Annotated in this window: 24 protein-coding genes and 1 pseudogene; 12 read left to right on the forward strand and 13 right to left on the reverse strand. The window is 63.5% G+C overall.

Features of this window, described 5'->3' with window-relative positions; all coding sequences use genetic code 11:
• Positions 1 to 29: 29 nt before the first annotated feature.
• The 9 genes from WKW82_RS29420 to fabG all read right to left on the reverse strand — a co-directional run bounded on the left by WKW82_RS29420 (position 30) and on the right by fabG (position 10,002).
• Positions 30 to 1,466: an MmgE/PrpD family protein gene (locus WKW82_RS29420; protein ID WP_340346244.1), complete on the reverse strand. Its 1,437-nt coding sequence runs from the start codon at positions 1,464 to 1,466 to the stop codon at positions 30 to 32.
• 29 nt (positions 1,467 to 1,495) lie between these two features.
• Positions 1,496 to 2,473: a Bug family tripartite tricarboxylate transporter substrate binding protein gene (locus WKW82_RS29425; RefSeq protein WP_340346245.1), complete on the reverse strand. Its 978-nt coding sequence runs from the start codon at positions 2,471 to 2,473 to the stop codon at positions 1,496 to 1,498.
• A 281-nt stretch (positions 2,474 to 2,754) separates the two neighbouring features.
• Positions 2,755 to 3,681, reverse strand: coding sequence for a LysR substrate-binding domain-containing protein (locus WKW82_RS29430; protein ID WP_340346246.1), 927 nt, complete (start codon positions 3,679 to 3,681; stop codon positions 2,755 to 2,757).
• Positions 3,682 to 3,963: 282 nt separating this feature from the next.
• Positions 3,964 to 4,698: an IclR family transcriptional regulator gene (locus WKW82_RS29435; protein WP_340346247.1), complete on the reverse strand. Its 735-nt coding sequence runs from the start codon at positions 4,696 to 4,698 to the stop codon at positions 3,964 to 3,966.
• A 21-nt stretch (positions 4,699 to 4,719) separates the two neighbouring features.
• Complete coding sequence (locus tag WKW82_RS29440) at positions 4,720 to 5,874, reverse strand: acyl-CoA dehydrogenase family protein (RefSeq protein ID WP_340346249.1); 1,155 nt, start codon at positions 5,872 to 5,874, stop codon at positions 4,720 to 4,722.
• Positions 5,874 to 6,641, reverse strand: a complete 768-nt coding sequence (locus WKW82_RS29445) for a citryl-CoA lyase (protein WP_340346250.1) — start codon at positions 6,639 to 6,641, stop codon at positions 5,874 to 5,876. Before WKW82_RS29445 ends, WKW82_RS29440 begins: the two co-directional genes overlap by 1 nt.
• Positions 6,642 to 6,650: 9 nt before the next feature.
• Complete coding sequence (locus tag WKW82_RS29450) at positions 6,651 to 8,759, reverse strand: acetate--CoA ligase family protein (RefSeq protein ID WP_340346251.1); 2,109 nt, start codon at positions 8,757 to 8,759, stop codon at positions 6,651 to 6,653.
• The gene (locus WKW82_RS29455) at positions 8,756 to 9,238 is read right to left on the reverse strand and encodes a MaoC/PaaZ C-terminal domain-containing protein (RefSeq protein ID WP_340346252.1); all 483 of its coding nucleotides are present in this window, start codon (positions 9,236 to 9,238) and stop codon (positions 8,756 to 8,758) included. Before WKW82_RS29455 ends, WKW82_RS29450 begins: the two co-directional genes overlap by 4 nt.
• An 11-nt stretch (positions 9,239 to 9,249) precedes the next feature.
• Positions 9,250 to 10,002, reverse strand: a complete 753-nt coding sequence (gene fabG / locus WKW82_RS29460; RefSeq protein WP_340346254.1) for a 3-oxoacyl-ACP reductase FabG — start codon at positions 10,000 to 10,002, stop codon at positions 9,250 to 9,252.
• 117 nt (positions 10,003 to 10,119) lie between these two features.
• Between fabG and WKW82_RS29465 the strand changes: the two genes are divergently transcribed.
• From WKW82_RS29465 to WKW82_RS29490, 6 genes are all read left to right on the forward strand, one after another.
• Positions 10,120 to 11,079, forward strand: coding sequence for a tripartite tricarboxylate transporter substrate binding protein (locus tag WKW82_RS29465; RefSeq protein WP_340346255.1), 960 nt, complete (start codon positions 10,120 to 10,122; stop codon positions 11,077 to 11,079).
• 29 nt (positions 11,080 to 11,108) lie between these two features.
• On the forward strand, positions 11,109 to 12,245 hold the full coding sequence (locus WKW82_RS29470; protein ID WP_340346257.1) for a CaiB/BaiF CoA transferase family protein: 1,137 nt from the start codon (positions 11,109 to 11,111) through the stop codon (positions 12,243 to 12,245).
• Between the two features lie 96 nt (positions 12,246 to 12,341).
• Entirely contained in the window at positions 12,342 to 13,274 is a 933-nt protein-coding gene (locus tag WKW82_RS29475) for a tripartite tricarboxylate transporter substrate binding protein (protein WP_340346259.1), read from the forward strand.
• Between the two features lie 41 nt (positions 13,275 to 13,315).
• Positions 13,316 to 14,098 carry an alpha/beta fold hydrolase gene (locus tag WKW82_RS29480; protein ID WP_340346260.1) on the forward strand — a complete coding sequence of 261 codons (783 nt, stop codon included), beginning with the start codon at positions 13,316 to 13,318 and terminating at the stop codon, positions 14,096 to 14,098.
• Positions 14,099 to 14,142: 44 nt separating this feature from the next.
• Positions 14,143 to 15,750: an FAD-dependent monooxygenase gene (locus WKW82_RS29485; protein ID WP_340346261.1), complete on the forward strand. Its 1,608-nt coding sequence runs from the start codon at positions 14,143 to 14,145 to the stop codon at positions 15,748 to 15,750.
• Positions 15,747 to 16,154: a VOC family protein gene (locus tag WKW82_RS29490; protein ID WP_340346262.1), complete on the forward strand. Its 408-nt coding sequence runs from the start codon at positions 15,747 to 15,749 to the stop codon at positions 16,152 to 16,154. The genes WKW82_RS29485 and WKW82_RS29490 overlap by 4 nt, the downstream gene beginning before the upstream one ends.
• A gap of 146 nt (positions 16,155 to 16,300) precedes the next feature.
• Here the strand turns inward: WKW82_RS29490 and WKW82_RS29495 are convergent, their stop codons facing one another.
• From WKW82_RS29495 to WKW82_RS29505, 3 genes are read right to left on the reverse strand one after another with little or no spacing between them, the layout of a single operon-like run.
• Complete coding sequence (locus WKW82_RS29495; protein ID WP_340346263.1) at positions 16,301 to 16,855, reverse strand: phospholipase D family nuclease; 555 nt, start codon at positions 16,853 to 16,855, stop codon at positions 16,301 to 16,303.
• 41 nt (positions 16,856 to 16,896) lie between these two features.
• A complete protein-coding gene (locus tag WKW82_RS29500) occupies positions 16,897 to 17,844 on the reverse strand; it encodes a DUF72 domain-containing protein (protein ID WP_340346265.1) in 948 nt (315 codons plus the stop codon).
• The gene (locus WKW82_RS29505) at positions 17,810 to 18,028 is read right to left on the reverse strand and encodes a hypothetical protein (protein WP_340346266.1); all 219 of its coding nucleotides are present in this window, start codon (positions 18,026 to 18,028) and stop codon (positions 17,810 to 17,812) included. Before WKW82_RS29505 ends, WKW82_RS29500 begins: the two co-directional genes overlap by 35 nt.
• A 182-nt stretch (positions 18,029 to 18,210) precedes the next feature.
• Between WKW82_RS29505 and WKW82_RS29510 the strand changes: the two are divergent.
• The 3 genes and pseudogenes from WKW82_RS29510 to WKW82_RS29520 form a co-directional block, all read left to right on the forward strand.
• Positions 18,211 to 18,440 (forward strand): annotated as a pseudogene (locus WKW82_RS29510) (DinB/UmuC family translesion DNA polymerase); the annotation flags it as partial.
• Positions 18,441 to 18,536: 96 nt separating this feature from the next.
• Positions 18,537 to 18,698, forward strand: a complete 162-nt coding sequence (locus tag WKW82_RS29515; protein ID WP_340346356.1) for a DUF4113 domain-containing protein — start codon at positions 18,537 to 18,539, stop codon at positions 18,696 to 18,698.
• A 175-nt stretch (positions 18,699 to 18,873) separates the two neighbouring features.
• The gene (locus WKW82_RS29520) at positions 18,874 to 19,146 is read left to right on the forward strand and encodes a hypothetical protein (protein ID WP_340346267.1); all 273 of its coding nucleotides are present in this window, start codon (positions 18,874 to 18,876) and stop codon (positions 19,144 to 19,146) included.
• Positions 19,147 to 19,474: 328 nt separating this feature from the next.
• On the opposite strand, the gene WKW82_RS29525 is transcribed toward WKW82_RS29520, so the two are convergent.
• Complete coding sequence (locus WKW82_RS29525; protein WP_340346268.1) at positions 19,475 to 19,768, reverse strand: helix-turn-helix domain-containing protein; 294 nt, start codon at positions 19,766 to 19,768, stop codon at positions 19,475 to 19,477.
• Positions 19,769 to 19,822: 54 nt separating this feature from the next.
• Between WKW82_RS29525 and WKW82_RS29530 the strand changes: the two genes are divergently transcribed.
• From WKW82_RS29530 to WKW82_RS29540, 3 genes are all read left to right on the forward strand, one after another.
• Complete coding sequence (locus tag WKW82_RS29530; protein ID WP_340346269.1) at positions 19,823 to 20,305, forward strand: hypothetical protein; 483 nt, start codon at positions 19,823 to 19,825, stop codon at positions 20,303 to 20,305.
• Positions 20,306 to 20,532: 227 nt separating this feature from the next.
• On the forward strand, positions 20,533 to 21,885 hold the full coding sequence (locus WKW82_RS29535; RefSeq protein WP_340346270.1) for an AAA family ATPase: 1,353 nt from the start codon (positions 20,533 to 20,535) through the stop codon (positions 21,883 to 21,885).
• A gap of 2 nt (positions 21,886 to 21,887) precedes the next feature.
• Entirely contained in the window at positions 21,888 to 22,412 is a 525-nt protein-coding gene (locus WKW82_RS29540) for a hypothetical protein (RefSeq protein WP_340346272.1), read from the forward strand.
• The last annotated feature ends 1 nt before the right edge of the window (position 22,413 follow it).

Below are 22,413 nucleotides of genomic sequence, written 5' to 3' on the forward strand. Positions count from 1 at the left end.
CTCGTCTCCAAGTTGTTAATAGGCGAACTTCAACCCTGCATCAGCGCATCGCGCGGCTTGCCGTTCCGAGTTCGGGGTTGTGCAAACAACCCGGTGAGTTGCCGGACATCGGCCACGTCCTCCAGGTTCATGATCAAACCGAGCGAGCTGCGGGCGGTCTTGTCGCCGAAATTGCGCGACACCAGGTCCAGGTACTTCTGCTCGATGTCGCCGCGGCCGAGTGGGTTGAACGGCGACCCCAGGGCATAGGCCGTGGCAAACAGCACGCGCCCATCGCGCAGGTACAACGTGACCTTGCCCTTGGGGATCTGGGTCGCGCAGTCAGGATCGACCTCCAGGCGAACGCGGCCGGCGATGGCGGCGACGGCCGGGTTCTGGAATTGGTCCCTCTCGGCGTCCAGGTAGGCGCCTGCGTCGTTGCGGCCGCTCACGATGCGCATGGCGATCCCGTATTCGGCACTGAACTGCGCGCCGACGATGTCCGTGGGACGGGGTCCCGTGGCCCCGGTGTGCACAACCGTCAGCGGCTCGCAGCCGAGCACCACCTGCTCGACGTCACCCGCGGAGAAAGCGTGCGCGGCACGAAGCTCGTCGTAGGCCGCGAAGTGATGATGGATCAGCGCGCACGACGCATGCGGCTTGAGCGCACCGCGCTCGGGAAAGTGCCAGTGAGAACCCAGTTGCTCATGCAGGAAGCGGGCGTCGTGCGCATTGCAAAAGGCCTGCAGGAAACCGCGTTTGCCCTCGAAGATCGTCGGCGGCCCGCTGAGGCCCAATCGCGCGAGGCGGGCGGAGCGAATTCCTCCCGCGGCACCGATGCCTGCGTGAGCGCGCTTCACCTCGCCCCCGCTCTGGGAGTACTCCGTGGTGCCCGATGCATGGCTGCCGGCAACCCCCAGCGCGTCAACCGTCGCGTCCAGGTCGAAACGCTCCAGCATCGCGGTGGTCAACGCGACGCCAAACACCCCGTGAGCAGCAGTCTGATGGAACCCGCGCCCCAACAGCATCGACGGCATGCTCGCCAATGCCAGCCGGATGATGGTCTCGAAGCCTACGGTGGCGGCCCGCAACAGGCTTGCGCCGCTGGCCCCCAGCGCCTCGGCCACGGCCAGTCCGCCAGGCACGATGACGCAACCGGGGTGGGCATAGGCACCGTTGCCGCCGTAGTCGTCGATCTCGAAGCTGCTACCGGCCGTGCCGTTGACAAAGGCGGCATCCTCCGGATCGGCGCGGTGCGCCGTGCCCAGGATGGACGCCGGGCCGCTGCGCCCGAACTGCGTCACGTAAGCACGGGCGATACGCGGTGCCGGCAGGTCATAACAGCTGACTTGGGCGCCAATCTGGTCGAGGATATGCAGCTTGACCCGCTCCAGCATGGCAGCGTCGACATCGCGCAGATCAAGTGCCAGCGCCCACTCGGCGAGCTGCCGGGCGACAGGTGGCATGGAAGATGGTTGGGTGGCCATGGCGGTTCGGTTCTCGTGCATGCGGCGAACTACTCGGCACGCGCGCCAGATTTCTTGATCACCTGTGCCCAGGTGGCGATTTCCGTATTCAGGAAGGCACCGAACTCCTGCGGGGTCGAGGCAACGACATCCAGCGAGACGGCGTGCAATTGGCTGACCACGTCCGGCCGGCTGAGCACTTTGGCAGCCTCGCGCTTCAAGGTGTCGACCGTCGTCTTGGGCGTGCCGGCCGGGGCCAGCAAGCCGATCCATCCCAGCAGTTCGTAGCCCGGCACACCGGCCTCGGCCACCGTGGGCACGTCGGGCAGAAAGGGCGACCGGGTCTTGCCCGTGGTCGCGAGAATCTTGAGCCGGCCGCTCTTGCTCTGCGGGATGACGCCCGGTGGAGACTGGAGCGCGACATCGATCTGGCCGGCCATCAGTGCCAGGGTAACCGGGCCCGTGCCGTTGTACGGCACGTGCACAGCATCGAACCCGGCCATCGTCTTGAGCAGTTCCATGCCCAGGTGGTTGCCCTGCCCTGCCCCCGCGGAGCCGTAGCTCAGGTTGGACTTCTTTGCCTTCGCCAGGGCCAGGAATTCGCCCAGCGTGTTGGCAGGCGATGCGGCTGGCACCGCCAGCGCGAACACATTGCTCGTCAGCTGCGATACCGGCGCGAAGTCCTTGACCGGGTCATAGGAGAGCTTCGGATACAGATTGATGTTGGTCGCGTGGCTCGACGCGGTCACGAGCAACGTGTGGCCGTCGGGCGTAGCCCTCGCCACGTAGTCGGCGGCGATGTTGCCCGCGGCGCCCGGCTTGTTCTCGACGATGACGGGCTGCCCAAGTGCCGCGGGCAGGTGCAGGGCCAGCACCCGTGCCACCAGGTCGATGGTGCCTCCGGGTGGCGTGGACGCGATGATGCGGATCGGCTTGCTCGGGAACGTCTGCGCGGCCGCCGGCAGGCCAAACAAGACGCTTGCCGTCAGAAGAAGTGCGAGACGAGCGATGATGAACTTGGACTTCATATCAGCCTCTCGCGGACAGCGAAGCCCGGGTGATCGGCTGATCGACAAGGCATGGCCTGTCGCTGAGAAGACGTTGGTTGTGTTCGATCATCTGGCGCTTTCCTGTGGTCTTGGCCGCTTGAGTTCGCCCCGAAGGAAGGGCGCTGCGACGGCCGAAAGGACTTGCTTGTCTCCGTCCTTTGCATCAGGCCTTCACTCGGACCTTGACGCGGTGACCATCGCTCGGGCAAGTGTAGAAAGCGGGTTTGCGCGGCGGTAGTCGCCGCGCAATGACAGACCCTTCACTTTTTGTGAAGCTCAGCCCCAGGCCATCGGCCGTCCTGGACCAGCGTTTCCGCCGTCGCGCGCAGCACCACGCGCGCTGCCAAGGCGGCGGGTGACAGTTCGTCCTCGGCAAGCGAGAGCAGCGTGGTGATCCGGTGTGCGCTCGGGTCTGCAATCTCGACACAGATGAATGCGTCCTTCGGCATGCGCAAGATGGCTGCGCGCGGCAGGATGGTGGCCCCGATTCCGGCACGGACCGCATCCATCACGACCGAGAGGCCATCGACCTCCAGGGCAATGCGCGGCTGACACCCCGCTTGGGCGAACGCAGCGTCGACGGCGTCGCGCAATCCTTGCGCGCTGAGCACCATCGGGACATCGGTGAGTTGGTTGATCCGCACCTTCGTACCCAGCAGGCCCTGCAGCTGCGGCATGCCGGCAGCCCCGATCAGGCAAAGCTGCTCGTGGACCAGCGGTTCGGCGCTGCCGCGCAGCCCGCCCGTGGCCTGCATCACGACGGCGAGATCCAGTTCTCGCGCGTTGACCTTCGCCGCGAGATTGGTCGACAGGCTATCGACCACGTGCAGCCGAATATCCGGATAGCGCTCGTGCATGGCGCTGATGAACGGCATGGCGAGTACGGCAGACGCGGAGGTTCCGATGCCCACGCCGACTTGGCCGGACAGCCGGGCCTGTTGCGCCGCACGGACCGCCCCGTCCGCATGGCGCAGCGTGAGCTGTGCCTGCCTGTAGAAGGCAATGCCAGCATCGGTGGCACAAACGCCGGCCGCGGAACGTTGCAAGAGGCGCGTACTGAGTTCCGACTCGAGCCGGCTCATCTGCTGGCTCAGGGCGGACGTGACGATGTGCAGGTCCTTGGCCGCGCGGGTGATGCTGCCAAGTTCAACCAGGCGGACGTAGTAGCGAAGTTGCCGAAGCTCCAATGACGCCGCTCCTGTTGTTGTGATGATGTTTGTCGGTTGAAGCGCCGCTCAACGGACTCGCACGCTATAGCGCTTGTCATCAAGGGATCATGGCATCCCGAGCTTCCCGTGCGAACAAGCGCCGTACTCCTGCATAGCGGTCCCGATGACCTTTTCATGCCAATGACCCACTCTACTCCTCGGATCCAACATCTCCGCTGTGACACGCCGTGGCGGGCGGAGGCGTTCATCCCACCGAAACCAGAAGCAGCCCAACTCCCGTTTGCGCGCGGGGAGGCGGTGTCAACCAAAGAACTCCCGCCCTGCCGTGAGAATGACGTCCACGTACTCGGTCATGTTCTTGTTCATTCGCTGGGTGGGTCCGACGACGGAAAGCGCGGTCAAGCGGCCACTGACGTTGGCAGCAATGCCGATGGCCGTGACGCCCTCGCCTCCTTCGTCGGCAGCAAGAAACCAGCCTCGCTCGCGGCTGGATTCGATTTCGCGGCGCAACGCGTCCCGATCGTTCAGGCTGGAGACGGTCACGGCCTCCATGTCCAGCTTGTCGATCAGGGCGTCCCTTTCTGGCGCAGGCATAGCGCCCAGGATGGCCTTGCCCAGTGAGGTCGCGTGGACGCTGACCACGGTGCCCGGCTCCAGCACAAAGCGCAGCGCGCGAGAGCTCTCCTGGCAGCCAAAGATCCTGACTTGGGTGCCGTCCAGGTGCCCGCACATCGAGCTTTCACCGGTGCGCTTGCTGAGCAGTTCCAGCGCCTCGGCTGCAAAGGTTTGCATGGGGTCCTTGGCCGCAATGCGCAAGGACAAATCCTGCAGCCTGGTGGTCGGGTAGAAGTAGCGCGACTTGGGCATGCGAAGCAGGTAGCCCGCCTCACGCAGCGTGAAGAGAAGGTCCGAGCAGCTGCTGTCGGCGAGATCGAGAAATCGCGCCAGCTCCGAGTTCGTCAAGGGTCGCCCCTCGCGGGCAAATACCTCGAAGACTTGCAGGGCGCGTTGTGCGGTTGGAACAGCCTGTGGCATGGGAATACTGGAAAGAACGGCCTATCGTAGTGCCGACACGCCAAGCACGGTCTGCGCCATCAGCATTGCCTGGATCTGGTTGGTGCCCTCGGCGATGCTGAGATGGCGCGCGTCCCGGTAGTAGCGTTCGACCGGAAAGAGCGAGGTATATCCAGCACCTCCGTGAACCTGCAGCGAAAGTTCGGCGACCCTCAACACAGCGTCGGTTGCGTGGCGCTTGGCCATCGAACAGAACAGCGCGGCGTCGGGCGCGTTCCTGTCCAGAGCGTCCGCCGATCGATAGCACAGCAGCCGCGAGGTTTCCACCAGGGCCATCATGTCGGCGATCATCTGCTGGACGAGCTGGAAGCCGCCAATGGGCCGCCCGAACTGGCGCCGGTCCTTGGCGTACTGGACCGCCGCCTCCAATGCCACTTCGGCGATGCCCAGTGCCGAGAATGCGACCACGCTTCGCCCGATGTTGAGGTACTTCTTGGCCAGCGAAAAGGCCTGGCCGGGTTCTCCAATCAAGTGGTCGGCGGGCACCACGACATCCTCGAAGAGCAACTCACCCAGTGGGCAGCTGTGCATGCCCATCTTCGGCAGGGCGGTGCTGGAAAAGCCCTTTGCGGCCGACTCGAACAGCAGGCAGGAAACTCCATGCCCCCCCTCCTTCAACGCGGTGCGCGCGAAGACCACGCCGACATCGCAGATCGGACCGTTGCTGATGTAGAGCTTGCGCCCATTGATGCGCCAACCCTGCTCCACAGGCTCCGCCTTCGTCTCCACGTTGGCGGCGTCCGAGCCGATGTTCGGCTCGCTCAGCGCGAACGAGGCGATGGCTTCTCCCGCGAGGATGCGTGGCAGGATCCTCTCCTTCACGATCGGGCTGCCGGCATCCGCGATGACCGAAGCCGAAAGGTTGCTGGTACTGGTGATGCTGCGCAAGGATGGCCATACCCGGGCGACCTCGGCGATCAATGTGCCGTAGGTGGTCATGGACAAGCCGAAGCCACCCGCGTCCTCCGGCAGGAGCCCGCCGAGCAAGCCATATTCCCGCATGGCAGCAACAAAGGGCGCAGGCACGGGCAGGCTTTGCGCCTCGTGGTGTTCGACCAGCGGCGCGACCTCTGCCTCGAGGTATCGACGCAAGGCGTCCCGCGACGCCCCCTGGAACGAGTCGAGTGCAAAGTCCATCAGAGCGCCTTCGCCTCTTCATGCAGCACGGCTTCCCAGATCTGCGGACCATTCGGCTGCTCGGCCTCTTCCATGATGTGAGCGACCAGGCCGGCCGTGCGCCCCACCAACGCCAGGCCGCGCGCGATGCGGGGATCGAGGCCGAGATCCGCTGCGATCGCGCCCATCGCGCCGGCGCCGTTGATCGGCAGCCTCCGGCCGAACTCGGCCGCTTGCACGGACTCGATCGCATCGAGCAGCCGCCAGCACGCACGGTAGTAGCCGGTCTCCTTCGAGATCGCACGAAGCGCTGGAACGCGAGGATCGCCATCGACGTGGATCGGATGGCCGACACCCTGAATCCGCTTCTTTTCGGCGCGGTAGCGCGTGAGCAGGTCCCTTGCTCGCGCGTCGTACTCGGATTGTGGGGCGTCGGGCGCCATTCCGCGGCTTTCCGTCACGAGCATCTGTGCGACGTTCTGCGTCGCGCCAAGGTACCGGTCACCGGCACCCAGCAGACCTGCTGCGACCGCGCCTTGCAGCGACTCGGGGGCACCGAGGTAGGTGAGCCGACTCGAGATGGAACTCGGCGTGAATCCGTGGTCCGTAGAGGTGACCAGCAGCAGGTTCAGCATCCGCTTGAAGTTCGGCTCCGGCGTTGTACCCAGTATGCAGAGGCACAGCATGTCGACGAAGTCGGCATTCGGGATGATGTCGTTCGAGAGGTTGCGTCCTCGCACGAAGATGTCATGCACGGTGGCGTAGCCGATGGAGGTTTGGATGGTCATAAGAGCCAGTCAGGAGATTGAAGTTGTTGAATCCAGCACGAGCAAGGCGTCCAGCGGTATGGCCCCCTGGCCCACGGGCCCGACCCATACCGGGTTGAGGTCAAGCTCGTGCAAGCGCTCGCCCTGCTGCCGGGCAAATTCCGACACGGTCATGAGCAACGATTCGAGCGCGGCAATGTCAGCGGGGGGCTGCCCTCTGACTCCTTCCAGCAGTGCGTAGCCTCTGAGTTCGCGCAGCATTGCGCTGGCATCCCTGGGCGTGATGGGGATCGACCGATGGGCAAGGTCCCTCAGCACCTCGACAAAGATTCCACCCAGCCCCACGGTCAGGACGAGGCCAAAGGCTGCGTCACGGTGGACTCCGACCAGGATCTCGCGTCCGTCAGCGGGGAACATCTTCTCGACGAGCACGCCGTCGATCTCCGCGTCCGGCCGGGCGGCCGCGACGGACAGGCAGATGTCTCGGTAGGCGGTGCTGACAGAAGCTTCGGAGTCGAGGTTCAGCCGCACGCCACCGGCCTCCGTCTTGTGAGCGATCTGTGCGCTGGCCACCTTCATGACAACCGGCAACCCGATCGATGTGGCGATCCCGACGGCCTCCTCTTCGGAGCGGGCAAGCGCGCCTTGAGGCACCACGATGCCCGCCTCCCGCAACAATGCCTTGGCCTCGCTTTCGCTGATGGCAACCGGACCTGACCGTGAGGGTTCTTCGTGCGTATGCGACCGAACAACGGGCAGAGCGGTCTCGCCCTTGAAGAGATGGCGAAGCGCCGAGACGGCATCGGTCAGGGAAAAGAAGGGCATCAGGCCCGCTTGTTCCATCAATTCGAATCCACTTCCCATGCGGCGACTCATCCACACGGGCACGACCGGCTTGTTGTGCGTACGGGCCGCGCTGCAAACGGCCTGCGCCATCGTCGCCGTGATCTCGCCGTAGTCCATCGGGATGGGGAACATCACTGCGCCCACTCTGTCGTCGTCGCACACCACGCCGAGGCAACGGGTCAACACATCGGGGTCGCGCAGGATGTCCGCCGTGGTATCCAGCGGATTGGCGATGTTCGCGAACGAAGGCAGCAGCTTACGAAGGGCCTCCGTCGTAAGCGGACTGAACTGCGCCAGCGGCAGTCCGGCTGCCCCGGCGATGTCCGCAGCCATCGCGGCCGTGCCACCCGAGAATGTGAAGATCGCCAGACCGGCGTCCGCAGCAGGGCGCGAGGCCGCCAGCAAGTGCGCGACCGAGGCGAGTTGGTCGAGGTCCTCCACCTCCACGCAGCCTTGCTGCCGAAACACCGCGCTGTTGATCTGTGCTGAGCCGGCGATCGACGCCGTGTGGGACTGCGCGGCCAACACGCCCTGCTCCGAACGCCCGACCTTCAGTATCACCACCGGCTTGCCGTTCTCCCGTGCGAGAGCCAGCGCCTGCCGCAATCGGGCGCCGTCCTTGATGCCTTCCATGAGGACCGCGATCACGCGAACCTCGGGGTCAGTGGCCATGTGGCCGATGAAGTCCGGCAAGCCGAGGTCGCACTCATTGCCGCCCGAGTACCAGACACCGACGCCATTGCCATGCGCGAGCGCCTGCAAGACGTTCCGGCCCAACCCACCGCCCTGTGTCGCGAGGCCGATCGTTCCGGCGTTCAGGTCGTCCTTGAACGCTGGAGAAAAGGTCATGCCCAGACGCCGGTTCACATTCACCAGGCCGGGACAGTTGGGCCCATAGACCCGCAGGCCGGTGCGGGCGCAGAGCGCCGTGATCTGCCGCTCCAGCGCGGCGCCTTCATCACCGGTTTCGGCGAATCCCGACGTCATGACGATCGCGTAGGCAATGTCTTTCGCCGCGCACTGTTCAAGCGTGGGCAGGACCAGCGAGGCATTCACCATCACCAGCGCGACGTCCAGCCCGCTGGCTGGTATGGCAGCAACGGACGGGTAACAGGGCTGCCCCAGAATCTCGGACGCGCCGGGGTTGACCAGGTAGATGTCCCCGGTGAACGCGGAATGCAGCATCAGGTTTTCGGTGAGGCGCCGGCCCTGGCTGTTCTGTCGCTCCGAGGCGCCGACGATCACGATGCTGCGCGGCGTGGTGAGCCGGGTCAGATCGGTGAACGGTTTCACGATGCCACCTCGTCGCGCATCAGCATCTTGAAGTCGGCCTGAACTACCACCTCGCCACGCTGGTTGACCGCTTCGCGCCGGAACGTCACGACACTGCGGCCTGGCTTGCTGGCCGGCGCTCGCTCCAGCACCGTGACTTGCACGTGGATCGTGTCGCCGATGAAGGTCGCCTTGGGAAAGCGGCAGGCCAGGTCGACAAGCGCCAGAACCGCCGGCTCCAGCGCGCGGTAGCCGCTGGATTGCGTGGTCAGGCCCGACAGGATCGACAGCACCAGCAAGCCATGCGCGATCCGTTGCCCGAACGGGGTCCCGCTCGCGTATTCGGCGTCCACGTGCAGCCGGTTGAAGTCGCCGGAGAGGCAGGCGAAGTTGACGACGTCGGCTTCCGTGATGGTGCGGCCTGCACTGCGGAACGCGTCCCCGATCTGCATCGGAAGCGGCGCCGCCGGCCGGGCAGGAGTAGATGTGATTTCTTGCATGAGACAGTGGATCAGGAGGAGTAGCGGCCGCCGGTGACGTGCAGCAGGTCGCCGGTGATGAAGCCTGCCCGCTCGGACGCGAGGAACAGCACGGCATCGGCGATGTCGTCTGGCGCACCCAATCTCGGGATGGGGTTCTTCGCCAAGGCGATCTCCCGCAACTTCTCGTAGGTCGGCAGGGACTTCACGAGTTCGGTCTCGATGAATCCCGGCGCGATCGCATTGGCGGTGATGTTGTACTTGCCCTGCTCCATGGCGAGCGAGCGGGTGAACCCGATCAATCCCGCCTTCGCCGCCGCATAGTTGGTCTGTCCCGGATTGCCCAAGTGGGCGCGTGAAGAGATGTTGATGATCCTGCCCCAGCGGTTGGCGATCATCGAAGGCAGCACCGCCTTCGTACACAGATAGGCGCCTTTCAGGATCGTGTTGACCACGGCATCCCAGTCCTGCACAGGCATCCTGGTGAGGTATCCATCCCTGGTGAAACCGGCGTTGTTCACGAGGATGTCCACCCTGCCGAAGGCTTCGACAGCCTGCGCCGCCAGCGCATTGACTTGCGCCTCGTCGCAGACGTCTGCCACGACGCCGATGGCCGCAACACCGGCCTCGCGCAACTGCTCGGTGGTCTGGGCGACAACCGAAGCATCGATGTCTGTGATAACCACCTTGGCGCCCTCGCGCCCCAAGGCGATGGCCGTTGCCCTGCCGATCCCTCTTCCCGACCCCGTGATGACCGCCACGCGACCGCCGATGCCCAAGTCCATAGATTCTCCTATTTTCCGGTATACCGAAGATATTTTCGCTGATTCGGATTATGTTGTACTTTTTCCGGTATGTCGATACAGTCTACGAATTCCCGAAAACAAAGAAGAGACTTCATCTTGATCCCAAAGCTGTTCGCCGCCCTCGCCTTGGCACTCTCCATCGCACCTGCTGGTGCGCAAAACGTCTACCCCGTTCGCCCGGTCAAGCTGCTGGTCGGCTTCGCGCCGGGCGGCGCGACGGATCAACTGGCGCGCCTCTTTGCGATGAAGCTCACGGAGCGCCTGGGACAGCCCGTGATCGTCGACAACAGGCCAGGCAGTGGCGGCAACATTGCCGTGCATCAGGTCGCACAGGCATCGCCGGACGGCCATACGTTGGTGATGGCAGCCAACTACGTCGCCGTGAATTCCGCGCTCGGGCGCAATCCGTACAACTGGCAACGGGACCTGTCTCCCGTAGCCTTGATCGCTTCGACCCCGAATCTGCTGGTGGTCCCCGCGAACTCAAAGATCCATGCTCTGGCCGACATCCTGGAGGCGGCAAAGCGGCCAGGCAGCAACGTGACCTACGGGTCGCCCGGCATGGGGTCGTCCGTCCACTTGGCCGGTGAGTTGTTCAGCGTCATGGCGGGCGTCAAGATGACCCACGTGCCGTACAAAGGCGTGGCACCGGCGGAAGTCGATCTGTCTGCGGGCGTGCTCGACTTGATGTTCGACAGCATCTCGACAGCGGTGCCGCTTGTCGAGGCGGGAAGACTGCGCGCACTCGCCGTTACCGGCAAACAGCGCGTGAAGGCATTGCCCAACGTACCGACGATGGAAGAGCTCGGCATGAAGGGCTTCAATGTGGAGGCGACCTACATGGTGCTCGCGCCTGCGAAGACACCGACCTTCATCGTTGAAAAGCTGTGCACCGCCATCGCCGACATCTCCAGGCAGCCGGAAGTCCAGCGCTTCGAAGAAGGCCTCTATGCGCAGCCGCTGAAGGGCGGGGCCGCCGAGACAAACGCCTTCCTGAAAGGCGAAGAACAGAAGTGGGTCGACGTCGTCAAGGCGAGCGGCCTCAAGATCGACTGACCTGATCCTTCCCACGAGAAGACACCACCATGGGTCCCTTGCACGGAATCAGGATTCTGGAGTTGGCCGGTATCGGCCCGTCGCCCATGGCTTGCATGTTGCTCGCAGATCTTGGTGCGACCGTCCTTCGTATTGACCGGCCCGAGCCGGCAGACCTGGGCGTCCAGCGCCCCGCACGCTACAACCTGCTGCTGCGCAACCGTCGGCTCGCCAGCGCCGATCTCAAGCAAGCCGCCGAAGTTGCGCAGGTGCTCGATCTGGTCGAGCACGCCGACGTCCTCATCGAGGGCTTTCGGCCCGGCGTCGCCGAGCGGCTCGGCCTGGGGCCGGAAGCTTGCCTGTCGCGCAATCCGCGCCTGGTGTACGGCCGAATGACTGGCTGGGGCCAGGAAGGACCGTTGGCGCATGCGGCCGGGCATGACCTCAACTACGTCGCCCTCACCGGCATCATTGCCGCCATCGGACGTGCCGGGCAGCCCCCTTCAATCCCGCTGGCCCTGACGGGCGACATGGGCGGAGGCGCCCTCTACCTGGTCATGGGCGTCCTGGCGGCGCTTCTCGAAAGGGGTCGTTCCGGGCAGGGGCAGGTCATCGACGCGGCCATCATCGATGGCGCTGCCTCGCTCGCTACCGTCTTCTATGGTCTGCACGGAGCGGGCCTGTGGCAGGAAAGCAGGGGGAGCAACGTCCTCGACTCAGGCGCGCCCTACTACGACGTGTACGAATGCAGCGATGGCCAATGGATTTCGATCGGTCCGATCGAAGCTCGGTTCTATGCGGAGTTGCTCGAGCTCCTGGAACTGGACCCGAAGGAAATGGGCCCACAGCAGGACCGCGCCCAATGGTCCGCCGCAAAGGTGCGCATCGCGAACTGCTTCAAACAGCGCACTCGGCAAGCATGGTGCGAGTTGCTGGAGGGGACGGATGTCTGCTTTGCACCCGTGCTCACATTCTCTGAGGCACCCGACCATCCGCACATCAAGGCGCGCGAAACGCTGATCAACGTGGAGGGTGTCGTGCAGCCTGCGCCCGCCCCACGGTTCAGTCGAAGTGTCCCCTCCAAACCCATCCCACCGCCTGAGCGGCCGAACACCGATCTGCAATCGGTTCTCCAGGAATGGCGCTCGAGCACATCTGCGCCGGCTTCGTTTCAACTCAACCCATAGAGAGACAACATCTTGGCCACAAAATACTTTCACGCGTCTGGCATACCGATGCGGGCTGCAGGGACGCTTGCCATCGGCGCGATGGCCTGGATGGCAATGAGCTTTTCCCCCGTGTTTGCGGAGGACAAATGGCCCGCTCGCCCCATCCGCATGGTGGTTCCATTCACCGCGGGAGGCGTACTCGATATTGTGGCACGCACCGTGGCCCAGCAGCTTGGCGAGACGCTCGGTACTCCCGTGGTGATCGACAACAAGGCCGGCGCGAACGGGTTGATTGGCACGGACCAGGTCGCCAAGGCTGCGCCGGACGGCTACACCATCCTGATGACGACCGGCGCTTTCACCACAAACGCGGGGGTCTACAAGAAGCTCCCCTACGACACCGTGAAGGACTTTGCGCCCGTGACCCGTGTCGCCCGAAGCAACGGCGCGGTCCTCACCATCAACAACGACGTGCCGGCGCAAAACCTCAAGGAGTTCATCGCGCTGGCAAAGGCCCAGCCCCAGAAGATGAACTACTCCTCTGCGGGCCAGGGGAACACAACCCACCTGGCCGGCGCGCTGTTCAATGAGTTGGCGGGCACGCAGATCGAGCATGTCGCCTACAAAGGCAGTGCCCCGGCATTCCAGGATGTGATCAGCAAACAGATCACCATGACTTTTGTGTCCATGTCGAGCGGCGGCCCGGCCATCAAGGCGGGGCAAGTGAAGGCGCTGGCCGTCGCGAGCCCGAGCCGTTTGGCCGCCCTCCCCGCCGTGCCGACCTTTGACGAGCTGGGTTTCAATGGGATGGACAAGATCATCGGCTGGTTCGGCATGCTCTATCCGGCTGGCACGCCGCAGGCGTACATCGACCGCGTGCAGCAGGCGGTAGCCAAGACTCTCCTCAAGCCCGAGGTCAGGGCACGTTTCGACGAGCTTGGCCTGCTACCGGCGGCCAGCACACCAGCCGAGTTCACCCAATTTCTCGCGCAGGACATCAAGGATCAAGCCGAGTTGATCAAGGTCGCAAAGATCCCGCAGCAATAGAGCCTCTGGTCTTGAATCGAGCAACTACAAGAAGGGCAAATGTGGCTGAAGTCATCGAATTGCGGGGAACGCAGACGTACTGTGAAGTAGCGGGCCACGGGCCACCATTGCTGATGCTGCACGGCGCCGAGGGCAGCCGTCGCCAGTTCACGGCCATTCGCCCCGAACTGGAACCGCACTTCACCGTGATCACGTACGACCAGCGCGACTGCGGAGACACTGCCAACCCGGAGACACCTGCGACCTTGGTGACACTGGCCGACGATGCCAAGGCGTTGCTCGAGGCGCTCGGGTACCCGACTGCACATGTGTTCGGCACATCGTTCGGGGGGCGCGTAGCGCAGGCCTTGACGGCGCGGCATGCAGCGGCGGTTCGCCGACTGGTGCTCGCGAGCACCTGGCCGCTACCCCTGTCCCTGGCTACCGCCAACGCAGAAGTCGCACATGTCCTTGGGCAGTTGAGGTCGCAGCTGCCGGCCAGCGCCGAATTGTTGGCCGAGTACTTTTATCCTCCGGACTACCTGGCAGCGCATCCCGCAGCCCGCCGCCATTTCGCATCGGCCCCCGCGCGGTCGGACCGGTCGGACCGCCGGCGTGAAACCGTAACCGACAACTCTGACCTGAACATCGCCCGCATCGGCCAGCCGACCCTGCTGATTGCGGGCGCAATGGACCGCATCGTCCCACCCGAACTCACCTTGGCGCTGGCCGAATCGATAAGCGATACCCAGGCCATCGTGTTGCCAGGCGTAGGCCACCTGGGCGTCACACAGGCACCCGCCGCCGTCGCGCGGCACGTTGTCGATTTCCTGTCTCGAGACTGAACCCAAACCAATCTTTCGCGCCGCGAGGCGCATGGAGTATTCCCATGATTGATGTTCCCGTCCTGATCGTCGGCGGAGGCCCTGTCGGCCTCACCTCCTCGATCCATCTGTCGCACTTCGGCATCGATTCGTTGCTGGTCGAGCGCCACCCCGGTACCGCCATCCTGCCCAAAGCGCGAGGTCTGAACGCGCGCACCATGGAGATGTATCGTCAAATGGGATTGGAGGAAGCCATCCGTGCTGTGGCCATGCCGGACCGGTTCAACGCGATCATCTGGTCCGAAACGCTGGCCGGTGCCGAGATCAACCGCCTGGAACCCGGCCGCGCTGCCTCCGGCCGGGCGTTGTCGGTGACCACCAATTGCGGATGCTCGCAGGACATCCTCGAGCCAGTGCTTCGCAAGCGGGCCGAGGACGCGGGGCCCCACCGGCTGCGCTTCAGCACTGAACTGATCGACCTGCAATGCAGTGCCGATGGCGTACGCGCCAGGATTCGCGGTGCCGATGGCAATGAGGAAGACGTTCGCGCCCGTTACCTGATCGCGGCCGATGGCTCACAGAGCAAGATCCGCCATCAGCTCGGCATCGAGCGTGACGGCGAGCACGACGTCTACGACAGCGTGAACATTCACTGCCGGGTCGATCTCACCCGGTGGGTCACGGATCGGCCGGCCCGCCTGTACCTGATCGAACAGCCTGACCTGCGCGGCACGTTCATGACCATCAACGGCACGGACCGCTGGGGATTCCTCGTCACGTCCCTGTCGCACTATGGGTTCGCACCGGAGCAGTTCACACCGGAGTTCTGCACCGACATCATCCGACGTGCGATCGGTGCGAATGACGTTCCAGTGGAAGTGCTCGGCGTGAGCGCCTGGAAGGCCTCGGCCCTGGTCGCGCAACGGTACCGCTCCGGCCCGGTCCTGATCGCCGGCGATGCAGCCCACGAGATGCCCCCCACGGGTGGCTTTGGTCTGAACACCGGCGTGCAGGACGCTCAGAACCTTGCCTGGAAGCTTGCAACGGTGCTCCGCGGCGAGGCAGGTGATGCACTGCTCGATACCTACGATGAGGAACGCCGGCCTGTAGGCCAGGCGGTGACCCATTCGAGCCTGCTGAACGCGCTGTCCATGGGTCGCACGTCGCGCCAAGACCGTGCGGTTCTGCCCCGTAAGGAGTTCCTCAACGAGATCGGATTGGTCTTCGGTGCGAAGTACGAGTCTGCGGCCGTCGTGTCCGATGGAACCACGCTGCACCTCGACGACCCGGTGGTGCAGTATGTGCCCAGTGCGGTCCCGGGATGCCGCGCTCCGCACGTCCCGCTGACGCGAAACGGCGAATCGCTGTCCACGCTCGACCTGTTCGGACGCGGGTTCGTGCTGCTGACGGCACCGCAGGGATCGGCGTGGCGAGACGCCGCTGCGCGCACGCAAGGCCCGGCAATCGAAAGCTTCGTCATCGGCGATGAGATCGGGGACGCAAGTGGGGAATGGCTCAAGGCCTATGGACTCGACGCAGATGGCGTTGTGCTGGTCCGACCGGATGGTCATGTGGCATGGCGTTCGCGTGGCGCTCGCGAGAACCCAGCCCACGCTTTTGGCGCTGCATTGGATGCGATCCTTTGCCGCAGCACCAGCGAAAGCCCCGCATGATTGCCAACGTATCCGCCATCCACCATTTCACCGTCGGCTGCACGCCCGCCGATCTCCCGGCGCTGCTTGAGTTCTATACGCGGGTCGTGGGGCTACAGCAGGGCTACCGTCCGGATTTGCGAAACCCCGGCTACTGGCTCTACGCGGGCGGACACGCCATCGTCCATCTGAACGCGCTGCTGCGAGAAACACCTGTGAGGGACGGCGGCGCGCTCGACCATGTCGCCTTGCAGGCGCATGGCCTTCTTTCCACACGGCAAGCCCTGAGAGATGCAAATGTGACCTTCGATGAAGCACCGCTGAAGGGAACCCACTTGCACCAGGTGTTCGTAGAGGATCCGCTGGGGCTCAGGATCGAGCTCAACTTCGATCTGGAGGCCGAAGGCCTGTTGGGATGCGCATGAACTCGAGGGCAAAGGCGCGATAACGCGGCTTTTTTGACCCCCATCCACAGCTCTGCCTCTGGCACGCTGCGGACGCGCGATGGCGCGCGCCCGAGGCACGGCAGCGAGCGAGCATCGGCCGCGTCTTCTCGACCGATGTCCGTCGCTCAGAAACTGCTTTCGACGGCGAAGCCTTGCGCCCAGCGGTTTTCCCAATGCGCGAGGTAGCGCCCCGCCACGCTCGCGTTGTCCCACACCACGAGCACGTCCTCCGAATTGGATTTCGCGGCGGCCTGGCTGTAGTTGAACGAACCGGTTTCCGTGTGCTTGCCGTCGACAACGATGTACTTGTCGTGATGGATGGCATAGGAGGTCGCGCGGATCGGAATGCCGGCGCCTGCGATGAGGTTCATCGCCGCAATGCTCGACTTGCCTCTGTTGCCCCTGTCATCGACGAGCACCTTCACGTCCACGCCGCGACGCTGCGCATCCATGAGACCTCGGACAACAGCCGGCGACGTGAACGAATAGGCGGCCAAGCGAATGAATAGACGCGCCGAATCAAGCACCTTCACGACGAGCGCTTCAGAACCTCCGCCAGGAGAAAAGGCAACTTCTATCCGAGGGGCAGATGCCGCGGCGACCGCGGGAGGCGGCTGGGTCGCGCAGCTCGTGGTCGCGGTCAATGCGACGACCACCAGCGTATTGATCAGGGTTCTCAATGGAGCAAGCTCTCGTGAGGATGGAATTCAGCTGGACAACTCTAGCAACCGGGGGCACCCAAATTTCCGGCATCGAGGGCTTCAAAACGTTGCGACGAGTCCATACCAAGCAGCATTGCCATGGTTCTGGCATTTCGCTGGCCCTGGTCTTCCATGTTGTTGTTGAAGATGACGTGTGGGTCCTTCACCATGTGCACCAGGCGGCCCACCTCGGCCGCCAGGTCACGCAGTTCCGAATCGGAGTAGTCGTAGTTGAAACGGTCGGAAGCCGCAGTGGCACCCTTCACGTTCCAGGTCGCCGCGTTGCGGCCATGCAGGCGCACCAGCGCGTAGTCCGGGTGCGTGGCTTCCCAGACGGCGGGGACGCTGTTGCTGAAACCTTGCGGGCCGTCGACGATCGTGTGCACGGCGCCCAGCTCCTGGATGAAGCGAAGCGTGCCCTTGCGATGGGGCTCGTCGAACCAGGTCCGGTTGCGGAACTCGATGCTGACCGTGTGCCCAGTCATCTGCTCGACGCAGTGGCGCACATGGTCGTGTCCCTCGCCATTGCGCAACAGCCACGGCGGAAACTGGAAGTGCACAAGCCCCAGCTTTCCCGCGCGCTTGAGCGGTTCCAGCGCCTCGATGAAGCGCCGCCACAACTCCGTCCGGATCTCCTCCGGCGTGCTGTGATAGTAGAGATTGGCACCCTGCCCTCCGAGCGCATCCTGGAGATCCTTGTGCAGCACCTTGGGCTGCGTCTGGTGACCCGTGAACAGCCTGAAGGCTTTCACGTTCATCGTGAAATCATCCGGCGTGCGCTCGGCCCACAACTGCGCATTGACCGCGGACGGCATCGCGTAGTAGCTCGAATCGACCTCGACCAGCGGGAACTGCGAGGCGTAGTACCGCAAGCGCGCCTCGGGTGTCTTCGCCTCCTTCGGATAGAAGCGGCCACACTCGATCAGCGTCTTGTCAGTCCACGAGGCGGTGCCGACCTTGATTGCCATCATCACATGCTATCGGCTTCAACCACGCCGCCGCGGCCTCCGACGGGCCCATGGCGCGCAAACGCTCGTCATGCCAGATCCCATCGGCCACCTCTTCCAGCTCTGATGGATCGACCGAGCGCCAGCGCAGCTGCAGCCGGTGCGCGCACGCTGCAATCCATACATCAGGGTTCAACTGCTCCATGGCGCCATCGTAGCAATATACTGGATGAATGAACAGTATTCCTCCCTCGGTGACGTGTGGAGCGCACCGTGCGCGAGTTGCAGGGCCAGGCCTGCGTCGGCTTCGAGAACGAGGCGCCTGCGAAGAAGGAGATTGCCTGCACGCGCAGCTTCGGCCAGCCCGTCACACAGCTCGCGGACCTGGTGGAGGCCGTGAGCCAGTTTGCGAGCCGCGCGGCGGAGAAGCTGCGCCGTCAGGAGAGCCATGCCGGCAGGTGCTGGCCTTCATCCACACGAGCCCGTTCCGGCGCCAGGACAAGCAGTATTCGCGTTCCATCACGGTGCCGCTGCGCCGGCCCACGTCCGACACGACACTGCTGGTGCAGGCGGCCGTCCAGGCCGTGAAAGCCGCGTACCGCCCCGGCTTCAACTATGCCAAGGCCGGCGTCATGCTGCTCGACCTGCAGGACGGCTCGGTCGAACAGCAGGAACTCGCGCTGGATGACGCCGGCACGGACCGCAGCGCGTTGATGGCCACCGTTGATCGGCTCAACGACCGGTACGGGCGCGGCGCCATCGCACTTGCCGGGACTGGCCAGAGCCGCGGCCCACGACGCTGGACCATGAAGCAGACCCTCAAAACCCCCGACTACACAACCAGATGGTCGGATGTGCCTCGGGCCTTGGCATAGGAGAGGTCACAACAGTCGAGGGAGACATGGCTCACAGTGGAGATGCGTTCGCAGAACGCGGTCAAGAAGTTGAGGATTTTCAGAACCACGATCAGGATCGCGTTGCTGCGCAATACTGACGAACCATCAGGCGACGCGCAGTCATTGCTTGAGCAGGATGTCTGGAAGCCGCCGTTTGAACGATCATCCGCGCATGGCAAGAAAAATCGCGCCCGGTTCCGACGCCCCCACCGAGCAAACCACCACGGTTTTTGTCCGGAAGCTAGCGCGTGCATTGAGCACGCCGGGAATCCACGAATCGCTCGTGTTTCGCGGTCCGAATGCGGCGAAAGTCTTCTCTTACTCGGCCGATCCTCGCGATCCCGGCAAGATCCTTCGCAAATCTTTCGACGGCACTCGCACAACTGGCCAGCTGGTCGATGGCAAATTTCGTGCGAGCAAGGGGTGAAGTCCCGGGGCATATCCCTCCCAGGCCACACCTCTTGCGCGCCGTGCATTCAGTCGATCGCATATTCGCTCGTTCGTCGACCTTCTGGTCGGACGTGCTACGGGCGCTGGCATGAAGACCACTGCACGCTTTTTGAACGGCAAGCCCCCCATACATTTCCAAGATCAGCGGTAGCGCCCGCGCGCGAAAAGTTCACTTTATGCGCCATCGCACTTGTGTGCGGCGCTTGCAAGCCGGAGCATCGCAGTACGTTCTTCGCGCCCGCTAGAAGTGAGATTGATCGAAAGCAATCGTTGCCCGTGACGTCGTGCCCACAGTGGCGGGCAACTCACTCTATCAAAGTCAACCGTTGCAATTCGTTTGTCACGCGGTTCAAGAGCCGTTCGGTCGCTGCCGGAGTCGGCTTCGGAAGGTAGCAAAGCGCCAACAACGTCAATGGGTGCACCTTCAATACGGTCGCCAAGTCGTCGACCTTCAAGATAGTTGGCGTCTTGAGACCGCGCTCCAGCGACGAGATGTAAGTTCGACTTGATATCTGATCGAAGGCCTCTTGCGGCAGGCCTACGGCTTTTCGAGCGATGCGCAAAGCGGATCCAAAGTCTGATCTTGGCGGAGTTTGCATCCACCGATTTCGTCATTTAGAATCCCATAGGGCTACAACCTATAGGATTCATTTATGTTTGCGACGTCAGATGTCAATGAAGAAACGTTCTCGTCCGCGTTCGCCCCACCCGGCGTGAAGTGCTGGCGCGCGGTGAACCTTGTAGTGGCTCGACCAATTTTTGTACCAACTTGGTATGCGTCTGAGCATGGGCTTTCCTTCTCGGAGCACGCCCTGCTGCTGAGGCAGGAAGACCTACTTCAACTGATAGAAGAAGTCGGCGCAGGCTCGCTTGTCAACCTTCAATACCTTGTACCTGCCGACAAGAACAAGCGATGGGAGATTCGCGATATTCGGAAGGTTTGGTCCTGCTCTAGAGACGAAATTGCAGGAGGTCCTGTTGTCGTGATGGAAGACCAGCGCGGCCTGCGCTTCACGCATATCGAATGCGAGATTCCCGACCGACTCGACCGTGAGATCTGGCTCGCCCGCCCTCAAGGCATGCCCATCCGAAAGGCGAAGCGGTCGACCCAACTTCGCGGCGGACGCAACCATTGACTGGCCATCCATGCTGAAGATTCCAACTGCGCTCACATTGCACGTTCCCAGCAACGTGCGGCGCAACGCGGCGCCCGCGATGAATATTCGGTCGTGGGTCCGAGGCATACGCCTGACTTTGTCGACTAGCGCCAAGTCGATGAATTGCTCGATACCGCGCTCGATCAAGGCACCCATTCCTCGAACCTGAGGAGCTGACATGACCGGCTCCTCGCAAGGAGCCTCACATGTCCCAACCCAATGCCGGTAGCGATCCCCCAAACGGTTTCGATCTTCACGAGAAGCACCTAGGCTGGAAGGGCGACGTTCGCCAGACCATGCGCCTGCTTGTCCCGCTCGCAGTCAAGGAAGAACTCACCGCGGACGCCAAGCGCGAGGAAGAGGCAGCGGAGCACGCGAAGCGGGAATCAATCCAACGAATCGTGGCCGAACGAGCAGCTCGGGAAGCCGTATCGTCGTCCGCTGCATCGAGTGCGGCCGTAGGCATGGCGCGTGCGCCAGTTGCGAGCCGCATGCGCCCCGGGCCGACCATTCCTACGACATTGCCGAAGCGCCCTCGCTACACGGTGCCTGTCTATGACTGGAAGGCTGCTCGCTTGCGCTTCGAGTCGTTGGGCACCGGTGCCGCGAGCGGAAACAAAGACGTCGTTAACCGCGATCTGGAGTACTTCACAAAGGCAATGGCCGCAGGTCCATGGCGTTCTGTCACATCGCCGAGCGGCTGGAACAAGTCGTTGCCGGCATTGGCTGACGAAATGCCCAACTTCAAGCCTGTGGTCACTTTCGTCTCGCGAAGACTCGCGCTCGCCGAATTGTCGGCGGCCCCACTGCAGCCCCCTCCCGTTCTACTGCTCGGCGACCCGGGCGTCGGCAAGACCTACTTTGCCCAACGGCTCGCAGAAGCATTGGGAACCGCGGTGCACCGAGAGACCTTCGACAACGCGCAAGAGAACTCTGCATTGCGAGGATCTTCACGCTATTGGAGCAACACGCACGTGGGCGCCTTGTGGGAACTCATTGTCCTGGGCAAACACGCGAACCCCGTGGTCTTGCTCGACGAATTGGACAAAGGTGCGCATGGCAGCAATCTCTACCGGCCGGTGAATGCGCTACTCACGTTGCTGGAGCCTGCGACGGCCTCATGCGTGAAAGACCTGAGCGTCGACTTCGAGTTTGACGCCAGCCATGTCTGGTACATCGCAACGGCAAACGAGGCCGATGACATCCCCTCGCCAGTGCGGTCGCGCTTCACCGAGTTCACGATCGAACCGCCCGATATCGATGGCCGCCTGGTGCTCGCGCACAGCATCTTCAACGCCACGCTCAAGCGCCTGGTGCCGAAGGCAAGCGTGCGGGGGCGCTTTCAGTCTCCGACCAACATGCAGATGTGCCGTCTCGCATGGCTGACTGCTCGAGAGATCCGCATGGCATCGGAGCGCGCCCTCGGAGCGGCCGCCTTGGCGCGCAGGCACCACTTTGAGGATGCCGACTTCGATGAGGTCGGGCCACGTCAAAGCCGCAAGAAGAGGCCACCCGGCGGTGATGGTGACCCCGTCGAATTCGTAGTAATCAGGAGATGAACATGAACGCTGACGGCTATCGCGAGACCCCACGTACGCTTCGGTCGCGCTTCCCCTACATGTTCTCTGGGCCGAACATTGGTTTCGCGTTCTACCGCGGCTGGATGCTGATCCTGCGCAATGCCTGCGAGGAAATCGACGCCCTGCTCGGTGCCGACAAACGCCACTTCCACTGGATCCAGATCAAGGAGAAATTGGGAACCGGGCGCTTCTACTATCACCTCGACGGAGGTGGAGGCGGCGTAACGGTACGCGTTCACGATCTCACCAGCAGTCTCCCGCCACAGGCGCCCATCGTGCTCGAGCCTGCCGGTCAGGACGAAGTCGTCCTCAAGGTCAGCGCCATCGTGCAACACGCCGAGCTCGCCACACACAGCGCCTGCATCGTGTGCGGAGCAACTGCCACACCGCGCGCATATGACGGCTATTGGGTCAATGTGTGCGCCCTTCACCAACCTGCCAGCGCCAAAGACGACACCTGGCGTATTCGCGTACGGCAAGCGTACCTGGGAGACGATGATGAGTGAG

Source organism: Variovorax rhizosphaerae, from assembly GCF_037889975.1.
Lineage (GTDB): Bacteria > Pseudomonadota > Gammaproteobacteria > Burkholderiales > Burkholderiaceae_C > Variovorax > Variovorax rhizosphaerae.

Excerpts from the sequence above, each read along its gene's own strand:
- WKW82_RS29455 (WP_340346252.1), bottom strand. The coding sequence starts at position 9,238 with ATGCAAGAAATCACATCTACTCCTGCCCGGCCGGCGGCGCCGCTTCCG.
- WKW82_RS29505 (WP_340346266.1), bottom strand. The coding sequence starts at position 18,028 with ATGGAGCAGTTGAACCCTGATGTATGGATTGCAGCGTGCGCGCACCGG.
- WKW82_RS29490 (WP_340346262.1), top strand. The coding sequence starts at position 15,747 with ATGATTGCCAACGTATCCGCCATCCACCATTTCACCGTCGGCTGCACG.
- WKW82_RS29435 (WP_340346247.1), bottom strand. The coding sequence starts at position 4,698 with ATGCCACAGGCTGTTCCAACCGCACAACGCGCCCTGCAAGTCTTCGAG.
- WKW82_RS29515 (WP_340346356.1), top strand. The coding sequence starts at position 18,537 with ATGGCCACCGTTGATCGGCTCAACGACCGGTACGGGCGCGGCGCCATC.
- WKW82_RS29470 (WP_340346257.1), top strand. The coding sequence starts at position 11,109 with ATGGGTCCCTTGCACGGAATCAGGATTCTGGAGTTGGCCGGTATCGGC.
- WKW82_RS29500 (WP_340346265.1), bottom strand. The coding sequence starts at position 17,844 with ATGGCAATCAAGGTCGGCACCGCCTCGTGGACTGACAAGACGCTGATC.
- WKW82_RS29445 (WP_340346250.1), bottom strand. The coding sequence starts at position 6,641 with ATGACCATCCAAACCTCCATCGGCTACGCCACCGTGCATGACATCTTC.
- fabG (WP_340346254.1), bottom strand. The coding sequence starts at position 10,002 with ATGGACTTGGGCATCGGCGGTCGCGTGGCGGTCATCACGGGGTCGGGA.
- WKW82_RS29540 (WP_340346272.1), top strand. The coding sequence starts at position 21,888 with ATGAACGCTGACGGCTATCGCGAGACCCCACGTACGCTTCGGTCGCGC.
- WKW82_RS29530 (WP_340346269.1), top strand. The coding sequence starts at position 19,823 with ATGTTTGCGACGTCAGATGTCAATGAAGAAACGTTCTCGTCCGCGTTC.
- WKW82_RS29525 (WP_340346268.1), bottom strand. The coding sequence starts at position 19,768 with ATGCAAACTCCGCCAAGATCAGACTTTGGATCCGCTTTGCGCATCGCT.
- WKW82_RS29535 (WP_340346270.1), top strand. The coding sequence starts at position 20,533 with ATGTCCCAACCCAATGCCGGTAGCGATCCCCCAAACGGTTTCGATCTT.
- WKW82_RS29425 (WP_340346245.1), bottom strand. The coding sequence starts at position 2,473 with ATGAAGTCCAAGTTCATCATCGCTCGTCTCGCACTTCTTCTGACGGCA.
- WKW82_RS29485 (WP_340346261.1), top strand. The coding sequence starts at position 14,143 with ATGATTGATGTTCCCGTCCTGATCGTCGGCGGAGGCCCTGTCGGCCTC.
- WKW82_RS29420 (WP_340346244.1), bottom strand. The coding sequence starts at position 1,466 with ATGGCCACCCAACCATCTTCCATGCCACCTGTCGCCCGGCAGCTCGCC.
- WKW82_RS29475 (WP_340346259.1), top strand. The coding sequence starts at position 12,342 with ATGAGCTTTTCCCCCGTGTTTGCGGAGGACAAATGGCCCGCTCGCCCC.
- WKW82_RS29440 (WP_340346249.1), bottom strand. The coding sequence starts at position 5,874 with ATGGACTTTGCACTCGACTCGTTCCAGGGGGCGTCGCGGGACGCCTTG.